Source organism: Streptomyces sp. GQ60 (assembly GCF_059758875.1).
Genome location: NZ_JCAXEG010000009.1, coordinates 172566 through 189439 on the forward strand (window position 1 = coordinate 172566; position 16874 = coordinate 189439).

A 16874-nucleotide genomic window follows, 5' to 3' on the forward strand; every position below is an offset into this window, starting at 1 on the left:
CGCGATGGTGACGTTTGCGCAGGCGCAGGAGCGCGCCGAGGAATGGATCAACGGGGACGTGCCCGGGTACCAGCACCGCGAGGTGCGCGTACGGGAGTTCGGACTCGGTTTCGTGGTGTGGGCGGAGGACCGCCCGGCGGGCCCCGTGTCCGGGGGCGGCCGGCAGCGGCTGGTCATCGCGCGGGACAGCGGGGAGGTGACGCTCTGGCCCGGCCTGCCGGTGGGCGAGGTGATCCGCCGCTACGAGGAGGAGTACGGGGCGTCGGCCGCGCAGGCCGAGGCTTCGGTGCCGGTGCCGCGCATCGACTCGGAGCAGACCTCGTTCATGCTGAGTCCGCCGGAGTGGCTGCAGGAGGCGGCGGACCGGGCGGGGATCCCGGCTGCGCCGGCGGCTTCCTCGGCGCCTACGGCTTCCGCGGCTCCTGTGGCTTCTTCGGCTTCCGCGGCTTCCGTTGTTTCCGCTGATCAGGAAGGTCCGGTGGTGCCTTCGGGACCGGCCGGGCAGGCGGCTCCGGCCGCTTCCGGGGCGGGCTCCTCGGAGCCGGTGCCGCTGCGGCGCGGGGGAGAGGTCCCCTACGAGCCGACCGCCAACGACGGGGTGCCCGCCGCCGTCCCGACCGGGGCCACGCCCTGGGCCGGGACCGACGTGAACCCCGGCGCGGACTCCGTGTCCGTACCGCTGCCGGCGACGGTGTTCGCGCCGCCGCTGTCCGGGTCGGACCAGGACGACTCCCCGGCGCCGTCGGGGCCGGGACCGGAGGCGCGCACGACCCTGATGCCCAGGGGCAGTGAACTCCCGAAGACCGCCGTCGTGCCCGCGCTGGACCCGGAGTCGGGGCAGGGGGCGGGGCAGGGCTCCGGTTCCGGCTCCGCCGCCGGTCCCGCGTCCGGTTCCGCGTCCGGTCCCCGTTCCGCGTCCGGTGGGGACATCGCCGACGCGCCGACGAGCAAGGCCCGGGTCAACCGGCCCGGGGCGCCCGCGCCGGTGACTCCGCCGGGTCCGCCCGGTGCGCCGGGCAGCGCCGCGGAGTCGCCTTCGTACGCCGCCACCATGCTGGCGGGCCCCGGTGGTCCGCAGCAGCCCGCGCCGCCCGGTCCGCCCGGAGCTCCGGGGGCTCCCGGCGCCCCCGGCGGTGGGCTGGACCATGCCGCGACGATGCTGGCGGGTCCGGCCGTGACGGGCCGGCCGCCCGCGCCGCCCGGTCCGCCGGGGGCTCCCGGGGCGTCCGGCGGGCGCGGAGACGCGTACGCCGCCACGATGCTGGCCGGTCCCGGCGTGCCCCAGCCGCCCGGTCCCCCCGGCGTGCCCGGTGTTCCGTCGGGTGCCGGGCAGCCGCCCGCGCCTCCCGGCCCCCCCGGCGTGCCCGGCGGTGGGCTGGACCATGCCGCGACGATGCTGGCGGGTCCGGCCGTGACGGGCCGGCCGCCCGCGCCGCCCGGTCCGCCGGGGGCTCCCGGGGCGTCCGGCGGGCGCGGAGACGCGTACGCCGCCACCATGCTGGCCGGTCCCGGCGGTCCGCAGCCGCCCGCGCCTCCCGGTCCCGCGCCGCAGGCACCCGGACCCGTACACGCGCCGCAGGCCCAGGCGCCGCAGGCGTCGGCTCCCGGGGTGCCCACGGTCGGGCCCGGCTATCAGGCCGTGCTGCGCTACCGGGCTCCCGACGGCTCCGAGCAGCAGCTCATCCGCCGTTCCGCACCCGGCACCCCGCACCCGGAGTGGCAGATCCTGTACGAGCTGCGGGCGATGAACGTGCCTCCGCAGCAGGTGCTGGAACTGCACACCGAGCTGGCCTCGTGCGAGCTCCCCGGCGGCTACTGCGCGCGCATGATCAGGGAGACCTGGCCGCAGGTGCGCATCACCAGCGTGGCCCCGTACGGCACGGACCACGCGGGCCGGCAGCAGGGCATGCGGCACCTGCTGACCCACCAGGGCGAACTGCACCAGGTCGCGGACGGACCGGCGCGCCCCGCGCCGGTGCGCGCGCCGCTGCCACAGGTGCCGTTGCAGCCGGCGATCCCGCTGGACGCGATCGCGCAGGAGCTGGCGGGGGCGTTCGGGCCGCAGGGCGTGTTCCGATTCGAGCAGCGCGCGGTGTCCCGGCAGGGCGTGCCGGAGATCGTGGCGCAGACGCTGATGTGGTCGGGTCTTCCGGTCGACTTCGGGCCGTTCTTCTGGGCCCAGGCCGTACCGGGTGCCCCGCTGCCCACGCTGGCCGAGCTGGCGGCGCAGCGGCAGGTGCAGCCGGCCTCGGACGCGGGCTCGTACCTCGTGGTGGGCAGCGACTTCGGCAAGGCGCTGTGCGTGCAGTACGGCACCGCGCACATCGTCGCGGTGCCGGTGGAGAGCGGTCCGGGCGGGGCGCCGGTGCCCCCGCAGTTCGTGAACTCCTCGCTGCCGCAGTTCGTACGGTCCCTGGCGATGCTGGGTCACATGTGGCGCCTGCGCCAGCATCTGACGCCGGAGCAGGCGGGCCGCTGGACCGTCGATTTCCAGGCGAATCTGGCGGGGCTGGACAGCGCGGCGCTGGCGTCGCCGGAGAACTGGTGGTCGGTGCTGCTGGAGCAGATGTGGGACGGGCTCCTCTGACCGGTTTCTGCTGATCTCGCGCGGATCCTCCGCTCATCCGGATGGCCGGGTCGTGACCCTCGAACGGGGTCTCGGCCCGGCCATTCGGGCTTCTGGGATCAAATGGCGCATCCTTGGCAGGAACCCCCGCGAGAGAGGCGCTTCCAGGATGAGTGCACCCTTTACGACCGTGCGTGGCCGTGGCTACCGGGCGGAAGAGGTGGACCGGTACCTCGCCCGGCTGTCGGGGAGCCGGGACGAGGCCTGGGAGCGGGTGGCCCGGCTGACCGTGCTGGCCAGGCAGATGGAGGCGGAGGCGGAGCGGCTGCGGGTGGAGGTCTCCGGACTGGCCCCGCAGACGTACGAGGAGCTCGGCGAGCGCGCCCGCCGGATCCTGCTGCTGGCCGAGGAGGAGTCCGAGACCCTGCGGGCGGACGCGCGGGCGGACGCGCTGGCGGCGGCGGCCGCCGCCGAGGCGCACGCCGAGCGGGTGGCGGAGCTGGCGCGCGGCGACGCGGAGGCGGTGCGCGAGCAGACGGAGGTCCGGGCCCGGCAGCTGCTGATGCGGGCGGGGCGCGAGGCGGACGACGCGCGGACCGAGGCGCGGGACGACGCGGCGGCGTGGCGCGGGGAGGCGCAGGCGGTGCTGGCGGACACGGCCCGCCGGGCGGACGCGCTGCTCGCGGAGCGCGAGCAGGAACACGCGGAGCGGTGGGACGCGGCGGAGCGGGAGCTGGCGGCGCGGGAGGCGGAGCTGGAGTCCCGGCACGCGGAGCTGGAGCGGTACGCGGAGTCGCGGCTGGCGGAGGCGAAGCGGGCCTTCGCGCAGGCGCAGGAGACGGCGCGGCACGGGCAGGAGGACGCGGAGGCTAGGGCGGCGGAGCTGATCGCGGAGGCGAGGGTGCGGGAGGAGCGGGTCGGGCGGGAGACGGAGCGGATCCTGCGGGAGCACGGGGAGTCCCAGGACGAGATGCGGGCCCACATGAACCATGTCCGCTCCAGCCTGGCCGCCCTGACGGGGCGTGCTCCGGCGGAGGGCTGAGGGTGGTGGGCGGTGGGTGGCGGGCTTGGCTGCGGGTGGGCCGGTGCCGGCGGCGGGGTGGGGTGTCGGCCTGGACTGCATGATTTAGGCGCCCTGTGCCTTACGTTCGGCAGCTCTTCTTTTGCGCCACAAATCACGCTTTACGTCCCGGCCGACACCCCACCCCGCCCCCGTCCCCGACCCGGCGCCTCCAGCCCCGCCGGTGGTGGGTCTTTTCGGCCGCCGGGGGTGTGGCCTTCGTACCGTGGGCGGCTCGCTTCGGGCCGCCGGGGTTTGATCTTTCAGCTGTCCGGCGTTTGAGGACCGGGTCAGGGCCGGCCCTGGGAACGGTGGAAGGGCGGGTAGGGGAACTCCGCCCGCGCGGCGGATCCGTTAGGACGGTGGGGTGTAGGGGGCCGGGTCGCTGCGGAGGCCTCGGGTGGTGACGACCACGGTGAAGGCGGGCGGCGCCGTCGCGGGGAGGGGCGAGGTCAGGGTCCCGGCCGAGGCGACCGTGGTCGGGAGGGCCGCGCCGTCGAGCTCGATCCGGGAATCGCCCCCGAAGCCGCCGCCATCGACGGTCAGGAGACCGTCCGTCACGGAGAGCCCGGTGATCACCGGGATCCCCCGCACCGCCACCTTGTTCAGGAGGTAGGCCCCGGCGGGCGCTCCGGTCAGCGCCCACATCTCCGTCGGCAGCTTCGGCAGCCCGCCGCCCATGTCCGCCAGGAAGAACGCCACCACGTACAGCATCGTGACCGCGCTCAGGGCGACGTACTGCAGGTCGACCAGGTCGGTCCGCCCGCCGTCGTTCGCGATCAGGTCGTGCAGCGGGCGCCGCCCCGTGCCCTTGGGCGCCGGTTTGGCCATGGAGCCCCGCTCCACCCGGATGCCGACCACCGCCTTCGCCGCGATCAGGGCCGTGTACGGGCCTCCGAGCAGCGGGAGGTAGACGGTCGTCAGGGAGGACAGGGGGCCTTCGGGGCCCTGGAACCAGTCGACGCCGCCGCCCGCGGTGAGCCCGTAGCCGAGGGTCGCCAGGAGCAGCCAGATCAGGATCACCGTCCAGGCCAGGGCGAGCGTGATCGAGGTGGAGAGGCGCCCGTCGCGGCCGGTGACGAAGCCGGGGCGGCGGAGCAGGCGCAGGACGATCGGGCCCGCGAGGGCGGCGAGTAAGGCGAGTGCGAAGAGTGCGGACGTCATGTGTGGTCCCCCCGGGAGTGCGGTGTCTCCGAAGAGGGTTACCGTCTCAGCCCGAGCATGACAAGTCGCTTCTACCCCTCCCGCTGCTCCGGCAGCACCGGGAACCGCCGCGGCGCCACCAGCAGCAGGACCAGCGCCGTCGCGGCCGCCGCCAGGGTCGCGCCGAGGAAGATGTGGTCCCCGGCGGCGGCCACCGCCCGGCGCAGGTACTCGGCGGCTTCCGGGGACAGCAGGTCGGGGTGGGTCAGGGCCTGGGAGGCGTCGTCCAGGTTCGAGGGGAGCCCGGGCAGCGGGGCCTGCGCCAGCCGGCTCGCGATGGTGGCGTTGGCCACGGCCCCGAGCAGGGCCGCTCCGACGCTCTGCCCGACGTTGCGGCAGAACAGCACCGAGGCCGTCGTGGTTCCGCGCTCCTCCCAGCCCACCGTGGACTGGACCCCGACGATCAGCGGGAGCTGGAAGAGGCCGAGGGCGCCGCCCAGCAGCAGGAGGATCAGTACGGGCTGCCAGACCGGGGCGGGATAGGGGAGCAGGGGGAAGGCGCCGAGGATGAGGGCGGCCAGCCCGACCCCGGTGGCGGCGGTGTTGCGGAAGCCGATGCGCCGGTAGACGTGCTGCGCGAGGGCGGCGCTGATCGGCCAGCTCAGGGTCATCGCCGAGGTGACGAGGCCGGCGCCGGTGGGGCCGAGGCCGAGCACGGACTGGGCGTACGTCGGCATGAACACCATCGGGGCGACCATCAGCAGGCCCAGCCCGGCCATGGCGAGGTTGACGGCGGCGATGGTGCGCCGGCGCCACACCCAGCCGGGCAGGATGGGCTGCTCGGCCCGGCGCTCGGTCCGGACGACGAGCACGCCCAGCGCGACGGCGGCCCCGAACAGTCCCAGCGAGGGCGCCGACAGCCAGGGCCAGGCGACACCGCCCTGCACCAGCGCGAAGAGCAGCAGCCCCCCGCAGGCGAAGACGGCGAGCGCGCCCGCCCAGTCGACGGGGCCGGTGCGGCCGGGGGGCCGGGTGGGCTCGACCAGGTGGCGGTTGATGATCCACAGGGCGCCGGCGGCCAGCGGCAGGTTGAGCAGGAAGATCCAGCGCCAGTCGGTGTACGTGGCGATCAGCCCGCCGAGCGCCGGGCCGGCCAGCGCCGAGGTGGCCCAGACCGCGGACATCCGGGCCTGGATGCGGGGCCGGTCCTTGAGCGGGTAGAGGTCGGCGGCCAGGGTCTGGACGGTGCCCTGCAGGGCGCCGCCGCCCAGGCCCTGGAGGATCCGGAAGGCGATGAGGGCGGCCATGTTCCAGGCGGCCGCGCACAGCAGCGAACCGACCAGGAAGAGGCTGATGCCGAGGAGCAGGACGGGCTTGCGGCCGTAGGTGTCGGAGAGCTTGCCGTAGACGGGCAGGGTGACCGTTCCGGCCAGGATGTAGCCCGAGAAGATCCACGAGAAGACGGCGAAGCCGCCGAGGTCGCCGACGATCTGCGGGACGGCGGTGGCGACGATGGCGCTGTCGAGGGCGACGAGGCCCATGGTCAGCATCAGGGCGGCGACGACGGCCGTACTGGGCCGCCCGGGCGGGGATTCCGCCTGCTTGCCCGCGGCCTGGCCGGAGGCTTGGCCTCCGGATCCGGCGGGGCCGCCTCGGGGTATGTCTCCGGCGCTGTCGTCGGTACTCGCGCCCGTGCTCTCCCCTGAGCCCATGAAAAACCCCTCCCCCCGCGCTTACCTGCGCGGACACCATCTCACCGCGGGATTGCGGGGCGGTATCCCCTCAGTCGTCTCGTCCCAACGGGCGAGATCCCCTAGGGGTAGGTCCTCACAAGGATCCAGGGGGCGCTTCGTCCCGGGGGAGGACGAGGAAGGGCTGCGGAAGTCCTTAACTGGTTTCTACAGGGCGGGAGTCCGGGGGGTAGGGCTAGCACCCCTATGGATACGGCGATTGGCACCAGCGCGCCGCGGCACCCCCGGCCAGCAGACTTCGAACGAAGCGCATCACGTGCTTCGAGACACGCATCAGGACGAGGGGAAACACCGTGACAACGGCTATGACCGAAACCAGGCACGGGGGTACTGGAGGGCATGAGGCCGTCGCGGCTCGAGCGCGGAAGGTCGTCAAGGCCTACGGCTCCGGCGAGACGCGGGTCGTCGCCCTCGACGCGGTGGACGTGGACATCCACCGCGGCCAGTTCACCGCGATCATGGGGCCCTCGGGCTCGGGCAAGTCCACGCTGATGCACTGCCTGGCCGGGCTGGACACGGTCACGAGCGGCGAGATCTTCCTCGACGACACCGAGATCACCGGTCTGAAGGACAAGAAGCTCACGAAGCTCCGCCGGGACCGGATCGGCTTCATCTTCCAGGCCTTCAACCTGCTGCCGACGCTCAACGCCCTGGAGAACATCACGCTCCCCATGGACATCGCCGGCCGCAAGGCCGACGCGGAGTGGCTGAACCGGGTCGTGGAGACCGTGGGCCTGGCGGGCCGCCTCAAGCACCGGCCGACCGAGCTCTCCGGCGGCCAGCAGCAGCGCGTCGCGGTCGCCCGCGCCCTGGCTTCCCGGCCGCAGATCATCTTCGGTGACGAGCCCACCGGAAACCTCGACTCCCGGGCCGGCGCGGAGGTCCTCGGCTTCCTTCGCCGCTCGGTGAACGAGCTGGGCCAGACCATCGTCATGGTCACCCACGACCCGGTCGCCGCCTCCTACGCGGACCGCGTCATCTTCCTCGCCGACGGCCGGATCGTGGACGAGATGCACACCCCCACCGCCGACCAGGTCCTGGACCGCATGAAGGACTTCGACGCCCGTGGGCGGACGTCATGACCGTCATGAAGACCGCGCGGCGCAACTTCGTCGCGCACAAGGGGCGGATGGCGCTCTCCGCCGTGGCCGTCCTGCTGTCCGTCGCCTTCGTCTGCGGGACGCTGGTGTTCACGGACACCATGAACACCACCTTCGACAAGCTGTTCGCGGTCACCAACGCCAACGTCACGGTCACTCCCAAGGAGGCCGAGAGCAGCGGGGAGACCCCCGACACCGGCAAGCCGCAGGCGCTGGCCGGCTCGGTCGTCGAGCAGGTGAAGAAGGCCGAGGGCGTGAAGTCCGTCGAGGGCGGCGTCTCCTCGATGGCGGTCACGGTCGTCAACTCCAAGAACGAGAACCTCGGCTCGTCCACGGGAGCCCCGACCTTCGCGGGCAACTGGACCGAGAACGAACTGAAGTCGATGAAGATCATCGAGGGGCAGGCCCCGCGCGGCCCCACCGACGTGATGATCGACGCCGACACGGCGAAGAAGCACCGCCTCAAGCTCGGTGACGACATCCGCACCATCGCCGTCACCGGCGACATCCGCTCCAAGATCACCGGTATCGCCGCCTTCACCGTGACCAACCCGGGCGCCACCGTCGTCTACTTCGACACCGCCACCGCGCAGCAGAAGCTGCTCGGCGCCCCGGACACCTTCACGCACGTGAACGTCACGGCCAAGGAGGGGGTGAGCGACGCCCAGCTCAAGCAGCACGTCGCGTCCGCCGTCGGCGCCGACAGCTACAAGCTGCAGACCGCCAAGGAAGCCGCGGACGCCAACCGCAAGAACATGGACTTCCTCGACATCATGAAGTGGGTGATGCTCGGCTTCGCCGCGATCGCCTTCCTCGTCGGAATCTTCCTGATCTTCAACACGTTCTCGATGCTGGTCGCCCAGCGCACCCGTGAGATCGGCCTGATGCGGGCCATCGGCGCCGACAGCGGCCAGGTCCTCAAGTCGGTGGTCATCGAGGCCCTGCTGCTCGGTGTGGTCGGCTCGATCCTCGGCGTCGCCGCCGGCATCGGCCTGGCCGTCGGCCTGATGGAGCTCATGAGCGGGCTCGGCATGAGCCTGTCCACGGAGGACCTCACCGTCGCCTGGACCACCCCGGTCATCGGCATCGTCCTCGGCGTGGTCGTCACCGTCGTCTCCGCCTTCATACCCGCCCGCCGGGCCGGCAAGGTCTCCCCGATGGCCGCCCTGCGCGAGTCCGGCACCCCCGGCGACAAGAAGGCCGGCCGGATCCGCGCCGCCCTGGGCCTGGGCCTCACCGGCATCGGAGCCGCGGCCCTGTACCTCGCGGGGACCGCCGACGCCGCCGGTACCGGAGCGCAGTGGCTGGGGCTGGGTGTGCTGTTCACCCTCATCGGGTTCATCGTGATCGGCCCGCTCCTCGCGGGAGTCGTGGTCCGGGCCCTGTCCGCTCCGGTGCTGCGGCCCTTCGGCTCCATAGGCCGCCTCGCCGAGCGCAACGCGCTGCGCAACCCGCGGCGCACCGGCGCCACCGCCGCCGCGCTGATGATCGGCCTGGCGCTGGTCGCCTGTCTGTCGGTGGTCGGCTCCTCGATGGTGGCCTCGGCCACCGACGAGCTCGACAAGACGGTCGGCGCGGACTTCATCGTGCAGTCCATGACGGGTCAGCCGGTCGTACCGCAGGCCGAGGAGGCGCTGCGGGCCACGCAGAGTCTGGACCACGTCACGGCCTACCGGGAGGTGGACGCCAAGATCACCACCCCCGACGGCGCCACCGAGATCGACGGCCTCGGAGCCATGGACCCCACCTACGCCAAGGACATCCGCCGCAAGATGATCGCCGGCGAGCACGCGGCGGCGTACAAGCCGGGCGCGATGTCGGTGGGCTCCGACTTCGCCACCAAGCACCAGGTCAAGCTCGGTGACGAGCTGACGGTCGCCTTCACCGGCGGCAAGACCACCACGCTCAAGGTCGCGGCGATCACCAGCGACGAGGGCAACCTCGACAACGGCATGAAGTACATCAGCACCGCCGTCGCCGAGGCGAACGTGCCCGCCGACAAGCTGCCCAGGCCCTTCATGCTGCTGGCCACCGCGAAGGACGGCCAGGACGACGCCGCGTACAAGGCGGTCAAGGCGGATCTGGCCGAGTACCCGCAGTACCAGGTGCTCAACCAGACCGACTACAAGCAGGCACTGAAGGACCAGGTCGGCCAGCTCCTGAACGTGGTCTACGCCCTCCTCGCCCTCGCGATCATCGTCGCGGTCCTGGGCGTGGTGAACACCCTGGCGCTCTCGGTGGTCGAGCGGACCCGCGAGATCGGCCTGATGCGCGCCATCGGCCTCTCCCGCCGCCAGCTGCGCCGCATGATCCGCCTGGAGTCGGTGGTCATCGCCCTCTTCGGCGCCCTGCTGGGCCTCGGCCTGGGCATGGGCTGGGGGGCCACCGCCCACCAGCTCCTCGCACTGCAGGGCATGAAGATCCTCGAGATCCCGTGGCCCACCATCCTCGGAGTCTTCGCCGGCTCCGCCCTGGTCGGCCTGCTGGCCGCGCTGGTCCCGGCCTTCCGGGCGGGCCGGATGAACGTCCTGAACGCGATCGCCAGCGAGTAGTCGCCGGCCGGTCGTACGGGGGAACGCCCCGGCCCCGCCTCACCCGTTCGGGTGGGGCGGGGCCGCGGTCGTTCCGGGACGGACCGGGTGATTCCGTGCGTCCGCCGGCTGCCTCGGGGACCGGCTCACCGGCCCTGGCGACGACCACCTCGCCGCCGCCGGCGACCCCGCGCCCCGCCACCGCCCGGGCAAGCCCGAATCCCACGCGCGACTGTCCGACCCGCGTCGTAGGGTGGGAACCCCCGGCCCGTTCGACGTGTCGGGTCCTTCGCGTTGCCGCCTCGCGGGAACTCGCCGCACCTCACCGGACGGAAAGCCGCCTTCATGAGCCTGCACGGACTGCTCGACGCCGTCAGCCGGGACCCCGCACTCGCCGAGGCGGTCACCGCGGCCGGCGACGGCAACCGCATGCACGTGGACCTCGTCGGCCCGGCCGCCGCGCGGCCCTTCGCCATCGCCGCGCTGGCCGCCCGCACCGGGCGCACCGTGCTCGCGGTCACCGCCACCGGGCGGGAGGCCGAGGACCTGGCCGCCGCGCTGCGCTCGATGCTCAACCCCGACGAGGTCGCGGAATACCCGTCGTGGGAGACGCTCCCGCACGAGCGGCTGAGCCCGCGCAGCGACACCGTCGGCCGCCGCATCGCCGTACTGCGCCGCCTCGCGCACCCGAGCAAGGACGACCCCGCCGCGGGCCCGGTCTCCGTGGTCGTCGCGCCGATCCGGTCCGTGCTCCAGCCGCAGGTCAAGGGCCTCGGGGACCTGGTCCCGGTGAGCCTGCGCCAGGGCGAGAGCGTGGACCTCGGCGCGGTGACGCAGGCACTCGCCGGGGCCGCGTACGCCCGCGTGGAGCTCGTCGAGAAGCGCGGCGAGTTCGCGGTGCGCGGCGGCATCCTCGACGTGTTCCCGCCCACCGAGGAGCATCCGCTGCGCGTGGAGTTCTGGGGAGACGAAGTCGAGGAGATCCGTTACTTCAAGGTCGCCGACCAGCGTTCCCTGGAGATCGCCGAGCACGGCCTGTGGGCTCCGCCCTGCCGGGAGCTGCTCCTCACCGACGAGGTGCGCGGGCGCGCGGCGGCCCTCGCCGAGCTCCACCCCGAGCTCGGCGAGCTGCTGCACAAGATCGCCGAGGGGATCGCCGTCGAGGGCATGGAGTCCCTGGCCCCGGTCCTGGTCGACGACATGGAGCTGCTGATCGACGTACTGCCGGCCGGTTCGATGGCCGTCGTGTGCGACCCCGAGCGGGTGCGGACGCGGGCCTCGGACCTGGTGGCGACCTCGCAGGAGTTCCTGATGGCCTCCTGGGCGGCCACCGCGGGCGGCGGCGAGGCACCCATCGACGTGGGCGCGGCCTCGCTCCGCGGGATCGCCGACGTACGGGAGCACGCGCGCGAGCTCGGCATGATGTGGTGGTCGGTGTCCCCGTTCGCCGCCGACGAGGACGCAGCGATCGGCAGCGACAGCCTGACCCTCGGCATGCACGCCCCCGAGGCCTACCGCGGCGACACCGCCCGCGCCCTCGCCGACACCAAGGCCTGGCTCGCCGACGGCTGGCGCACCGTCTTCCTGACCGAGGGCCACGGCCCGGCCGCCCGTACCGTCGAGGTGCTCGGCGGCGAGGGCATCGCGGCCCGCCTGGAGGCCGATGTCACCGCGCTGGAGCCCTCGCTGGTCCACGTCTCGTGCGGCTCCCTCGACAACGGCTTCGTCGACCCCGTCCTCAAGCTCGCCGTCCTCACCGAGACCGACCTGACCGGCCAGCGCACCGCCTCCAAGGACCTCGGCCGGATGCCGACCCGGCGCCGCAAGACGATCGACCCCCTCACGCTGGAGGTCGGCGACTACATCGTCCACGAGCAGCACGGCGTCGGCCGCTACATCGAGATGGTGCAGCGCACCGTGCAGGGCGCCACCCGCGAGTACCTGCTCGTCGAGTACGCGCCGGCCAAGCGCGGCCAGCCCGGCGACCGCCTCTACATCCCCACCGACCAGCTGGAGCAGGTCACCAAGTACGTCGGCGGCGAAGCCCCGACCCTGCACCGGCTCGGCGGCGCCGACTGGACCAAGACCAAGGCGCGGGCGAAGAAGGCGGTCAAGGAGATCGCCGCCGACCTGATCAAGCTCTACAGCGCCCGCATGGCGGCCCCCGGCCACACCTTCGGCCCCGACACCCCCTGGCAGCGCGAGCTGGAGGACGCCTTCCCGTACGCGGAGACCCCCGACCAGCTCACCACCATCGCCGAGGTCAAGGAGGACATGGAGAAGTCGGTCCCCATGGACCGCCTGATCTGCGGAGACGTCGGATACGGGAAGACCGAGATCGCCGTGCGAGCGGCCTTCAAGGCCGTCCAGGACGGCAAGCAGGTCGCCGTGCTCGTCCCGACCACGCTGCTGGTGCAGCAGCACTTCGGGACCTTCTCCGAGCGGTACGCGCAGTTCCCGGTCAAGGTGAAGGCGCTGTCCCGCTTCCAGAGCGACACCGAGTCCAAGGCGACGCTGGAGGGCCTGCGCGACGGCTCCGTGGACATCGTCATCGGCACGCACCGGCTGTTCTCGCAGGAGACCAGGTTCAAGGACCTGGGCCTGGTCATCGTCGACGAGGAGCAGCGGTTCGGCGTCGAGCACAAGGAGCAGCTCAAGAAGCTGCGCGCCAACGTCGACGTGCTGACGATGTCCGCGACCCCCATCCCGCGCACCCTGGAGATGGCGGTCACCGGCATCCGCGAGATGTCCACGATCACCACCCCGCCCGAGGAGCGCCACCCGGTCCTGACCTTCGTCGGCCCCTACGAGGAGAAGCAGATCGGCGCCGCGATCCGCCGCGAACTGCTCCGCGAGGGCCAGTGCTTCTACATCCACAACCGGGTCGAGTCCATCGACCGGGCGGCCGCCAAGCTCCGCGAGATCGTGCCCGAGGCGCGCATCGCGACGGCGCACGGCCAGATGTCCGAACAGTCCCTGGAACAGGTCGTGGTGGACTTCTGGGAGAAGAAGTTCGACGTCCTCGTCTCCACGACGATCGTCGAGTCCGGCATCGACATCTCCAACGCCAACACCCTCATCGTCGAGCGCGGCGACAACTTCGGCCTCTCCCAGCTCCACCAGCTGCGCGGCCGCGTGGGCCGAGGCCGCGAGCGCGGGTACGCGTACTTCCTGTACCCGCCGGAGAAGCCGCTGACCGAGACCGCGCACGAGCGGCTCGCGACGATCGCCCAGCACACCGAGATGGGTGCGGGCATGTACGTGGCGATGAAGGACCTGGAGATCCGCGGCGCGGGCAACCTGCTCGGCGGCGAGCAGTCCGGCCACATCGCGGGCGTCGGCTTCGACCTCTACATCCGGATGGTCGGCGAGGCCGTGGCCGACTACCGGTCCCTCGTCGACGGCGGGGTGGAGGAGGAGCCGCCGCTGGAGGTCAAGATCGAGCTGCCGGTCGACGCGCACGTCCCGCACGACTACGCGCCGGGCGAGCGGCTGCGCCTCCAGGCGTACCGGTCCATCGCGTCGGCCAACTCCGAGGAGGACGTCAAGGCGGTCCGCGAGGAGCTCACCGACCGCTACGGCAAGCTGCCGGAGCCCGTGGAGAACCTGCTCCTGGTGGCCGGACTGCGGATGCTCGCCCGCGCCTGCGGGGTCGGTGACATCACCCTCCAGGGCCCCAACATCCGCTTCGGGCCGGTGGAGTTGCGCGAGTCGCAGGAGCTGCGGCTGAAGCGGCTCTACCCGGGTTCGGTGATCAAGCCGGCCGCCTCGCAGGTCCTGGTGCCGCGGCCGAAGACCGCCCGGGTGGGCGGGAAGCCGCTGGTCGGACGGGAACTGCTGGGCTGGACCGGGGAGTTCCTCGCCACGATCCTCGGCTCGTAGGCAGGGCTCGTAGGCAGGGCTCGTAGGCAGGGCTCGTAGGGACGGCTCGTAAGCGCGGCGCGCAGGCAGGGCGGTAGGCGTGACGCGTAGGGACGGCGACGGCCGCGGCGGGACCTTCCGGTCCCGGGTCGCGGCCGATCGCGTTCCCGCGGGGGCTACTTGTTCGGGTCGTCGTCGATGCCGAGCTTGTCTTCCGCCTGCTGCTGGGCCTTGTCGATCTGGTCGGCGTACTTGTTGCCGGTCTTCTCGTTGGCCTCTTGTTCGAGGTTGTCCGAGATGTCCTTGCCCTTGTCCTTGAACCTGTCGAAAATCCCCATGCTCGGGCTCCTTCCGTAATCCCGTGTGCGACGCTACGCGCGTTTGGGGTGGTTCGCCCGCTGGAGCGTCGGAACGTGCCGTAAAGCCATGGAGTTTATGATCTTGTCCTATGCGTCCCCGCCTGCTGTTTCCCGCCCTCCTGCTCGCCTCGGCCCTCGCGGTCTCCGGCTGTGCGGGGCTCCCCGAGCCCGGAGTCGGTGCGGGTGCGAACGCCGTGGGCCCGGCCAACGGCCCGGTGGCCCTGGCCTCGGTGGACGGGCTCGCGGTCAAGGGGCGGGCGCCGAAGACCAGTGCAGGACTTGGGTGATGGCGTGCCGGATCTGCGCGTCCCGGTGGTCAGCCGACCCGCTGAGGTCGTAGGAGAAGCGGTGTGGCTCGCCCATCGGATTGCCGTCAGCATCGAGACGGTAGGCGGCGAAGTGGTCAGCGTTCGTATCCACACCGATCGTGCCGGTCGCGCGGGCGACAGCGAGCGGGACCGTCTGGACGACGGGGCGCTGCCAGGAGGCGGTCAGGTACCAGCCTCCCCGGGGCGCGTCGTAGTGGATGCGGTAGGCGACGGCTCGATTCCCCTCGATACGATCCCGCCATTCGGCGTCCCGGTGATGGAATTGCACCTTGGAAGTAAGGACGTACCGGCCATGCTTGCCGTTTGCCATGTGCGCGAGCGGTGCGGGCAGCTTGACCGACGCCTCACCGCCGGGAGTGACCCGGATCGTCTCGTTGCCGCATTGCTTGCCCGACTCTCCGTCGGCGGCGAGGAACCAGCGCTCCGCCTCCCAGCGTTCCCGCCACTCGTCCTCGGTGAGCTGCGCCTTTTCGAGGTTGTGCCGGGTGCCCAGCAACCGCCGGCCGCCGCGCACCACGTGCACGACACCGTTCTCCCGGTCGGCCCGGGCCGTGTCGAGACGGTGCTCCAGGATGTGCAGACGCCGTGTCTTGTGGAACCACTCGCCCTTCGAGTGGTATCCGCCTGCCGCCCGCTTGGTGCCCTTCTCCCTGATGGGCTGGGACAGGCGGTGCGTCAGCGTGCGGATACCGGCCTCTAGGTTCTGGATGTGCGCGAGCTGACCACGGTGCGAGGGCGCCCACTGATCGTGGGTGGCCTTCGTGATCGAACCGGCCCAGCGCGATGACGATGCAGCGGTCAGGCCCTGTTTGCGGGCCGCCCACCTTTGCGCGTCATGGTCGTTGCCATCCGCGCAGCGGGCCGCCAGGTCGAGGGAGGCTAGACGCCCCAGGTGTTCGCCGATCAATCGCAACACCTTGTCGTCCTCGACGCTCAGGTTCTTGAGGCGACCACGTATCGCGACACCAGATGGGCCGAGGGTCACGAACGGAGGATCGATGGTGCGGAGCTGGTTCTTCTTCGGCTGCCCAGTCATCGGCAGCCACCGCTTCCCAAACCTTCGTCGCCCATTCGCTCGGCAGGTACCGGCAACGCGCCCTCACGGAACCAGCGATACGCGGTCTGCGGATGCACACCCCGCGCCTTCGCCCACTCCTTCAGGTTCATGCATCCGACCGTAACGACGCCCACCCATATGCACTATCACTCACAAGGGTCAACCAACGCGCCAATAGCTCCCCCCTGGATCGGGTCCTGGGGCGCGTTTCGGCCGGGCCCCGGACCCCCCTGCATCAGGCCCTGGGCCACCCTGTGTCGGGCCCCGGGCCACCCCTACCTCTGTATCAGGGCTTTGATCAGGCCTTCTTCCAGTCCTGGCAGTCGACGGTCTTGAAGAAGCCGTCACCGGCGGCGATCGTCACGACGGCCTGGCCCTCGGGGTTCTCGTTGGCGATGATCGTCTCGACGCTGCCGGACGCGTCCTTGGTGCGCTCCCAGTAGCAGCCGGAGCCGTCGTCGGTGGAACCGGCGGACTTGTAGGTGCCCGGGGCGACGTCGACGCCGACCTCGAGCATGCCGCCCTTGCCGGAGATCTCGGCCTTCGGGGTGCCGGCGGCCTTCGGGTCCACGAGCTCCCAGCCCTTGCGGCCCTCGGTCTTGAAGATCTTGTCGGTGGCGGCGATGGCCGCGTAAGTGGAGCCGACGGCGTTGTCGTTGTCGATGATCGACTCGGCTTCCCCCTTGGAGTCCTTGGCGCGCTCCCAGTAGCAGTTGTCGTCGGCCGTGTTGCCCGTCGAGCGGTAGAGGCCCGGCTGGACGTCGGAGCCGACCTGGAAGGTGTCGCTGCCCTTGATGGCCGACTTCGCCTTGCCCGCGTCGGGGGGCGGGGCGCTGCTCGCCGGTGCGGGCTTCGAGGCGGCCGCGTCGGCGCCCTTGTCGGCGGTGGTTTCGGTGCCGCCGCACGCGGTGAGCGTCGCGAGGGCGAGGGCCGCGCCGCAGCCCGCCAGGATCTTGTTGCGGGTGGTGCGGGCGGTCCAACTGGTGCGCGTGGTGAGGGACAGGAGTGTGTGGCTCCTGCCTGATCTGACGTCCTGTTCGGTGCGATCATCGCAACAGGGCCTGTGAACCGAGTCAACGAATTTCTGAGGGATTGTTAAATTCACGCTGTGAATGGG

General features: G+C 72.0%; 10 protein-coding genes and 2 pseudogenes. 6 read left to right on the forward strand and 6 right to left on the reverse strand.

Annotation, left to right across the window (positions count from 1 at the left end):
- Window positions 1-4: 4 nt before the first annotated feature.
- Window positions 5-2587, forward strand: a complete 2583-nt coding sequence (locus AC6CKD_RS23305) for an SUKH-4 family immunity protein (protein ID WP_498329577.1) — start codon at window positions 5-7, stop codon at window positions 2585-2587.
- Window positions 2588-2735: 148 nt separating this feature from the next.
- Window positions 2736-3608 (forward strand): DivIVA domain-containing protein, encoded by an 873-nt coding sequence (locus tag AC6CKD_RS23310; protein ID WP_498329578.1) that lies wholly within the window; start codon window positions 2736-2738, stop codon window positions 3606-3608.
- A gap of 372 nt (window positions 3609-3980) precedes the next feature.
- On the opposite strand, the gene AC6CKD_RS23315 is transcribed toward AC6CKD_RS23310, so the two are convergent.
- On the reverse strand, window positions 3981-4790 hold the full coding sequence (locus tag AC6CKD_RS23315) for a choice-of-anchor Z repeating domain-containing protein (RefSeq protein WP_498329580.1): 810 nt from the start codon (window positions 4788-4790) through the stop codon (window positions 3981-3983).
- 71 nt (window positions 4791-4861) lie between these two features.
- Window positions 4862-6481: an MFS transporter gene (locus AC6CKD_RS23320; RefSeq protein WP_498329581.1), complete on the reverse strand. Its 1620-nt coding sequence runs from the start codon at window positions 6479-6481 to the stop codon at window positions 4862-4864.
- 344 nt (window positions 6482-6825) lie between these two features.
- On the opposite strand from AC6CKD_RS23320, the gene AC6CKD_RS23325 reads away from it, so the two are divergent.
- The 3 genes from AC6CKD_RS23325 (at window position 6826) to mfd (ending at window position 14033) form a co-directional block, all read left to right on the forward strand.
- Window positions 6826-7602, forward strand: a complete 777-nt coding sequence (locus AC6CKD_RS23325) for an ABC transporter ATP-binding protein (protein ID WP_478684933.1) — start codon at window positions 6826-6828, stop codon at window positions 7600-7602.
- Window positions 7599-10172: an ABC transporter permease gene (locus AC6CKD_RS23330; protein WP_498329583.1), complete on the forward strand. Its 2574-nt coding sequence runs from the start codon at window positions 7599-7601 to the stop codon at window positions 10170-10172. The genes AC6CKD_RS23325 and AC6CKD_RS23330 overlap by 4 nt, the downstream gene beginning before the upstream one ends.
- 324 nt (window positions 10173-10496) lie before the next feature.
- Window positions 10497-14033, forward strand: a complete 3537-nt coding sequence (gene mfd / locus AC6CKD_RS23335) for a transcription-repair coupling factor (protein ID WP_498329585.1) — start codon at window positions 10497-10499, stop codon at window positions 14031-14033.
- A 155-nt stretch (window positions 14034-14188) separates the two neighbouring features.
- Here the strand turns inward: mfd and AC6CKD_RS23340 are convergent, their stop codons facing one another.
- Window positions 14189-14350: an Rv0909 family putative TA system antitoxin gene (locus AC6CKD_RS23340; RefSeq protein WP_498329586.1), complete on the reverse strand. Its 162-nt coding sequence runs from the start codon at window positions 14348-14350 to the stop codon at window positions 14189-14191.
- A 110-nt stretch (window positions 14351-14460) separates the two neighbouring features.
- On the opposite strand from AC6CKD_RS23340, the gene AC6CKD_RS23345 reads away from it, so the two are divergent.
- The gene (locus AC6CKD_RS23345) at window positions 14461-14658 is read left to right on the forward strand and encodes a hypothetical protein (RefSeq protein WP_498329587.1); all 198 of its coding nucleotides are present in this window, start codon (window positions 14461-14463) and stop codon (window positions 14656-14658) included.
- Here the strand turns inward: AC6CKD_RS23345 and AC6CKD_RS23350 are convergent.
- The 3 genes and pseudogenes from AC6CKD_RS23350 to AC6CKD_RS23360 all read right to left on the reverse strand — a co-directional run.
- Window positions 14636-15736 (reverse strand): annotated as a pseudogene (locus tag AC6CKD_RS23350) (IS200/IS605 family accessory protein TnpB-related protein); the annotation flags it as partial. The gene AC6CKD_RS23345 and the pseudogene AC6CKD_RS23350 sit on opposite strands and share 23 nt — an antisense overlap.
- 29 nt (window positions 15737-15765) lie before the next feature.
- Window positions 15766-15867: pseudogene (locus AC6CKD_RS23355) on the reverse strand (IS607 family transposase); the annotation flags it as partial.
- A 188-nt stretch (window positions 15868-16055) separates the two neighbouring features.
- Window positions 16056-16862, reverse strand: a complete 807-nt coding sequence (locus AC6CKD_RS23360; RefSeq protein WP_498329589.1) for an Rv1352/Rv1906c domain-containing protein — start codon at window positions 16860-16862, stop codon at window positions 16056-16058.
- Between the last annotated feature and the right edge of the window lie 12 nt (window positions 16863-16874).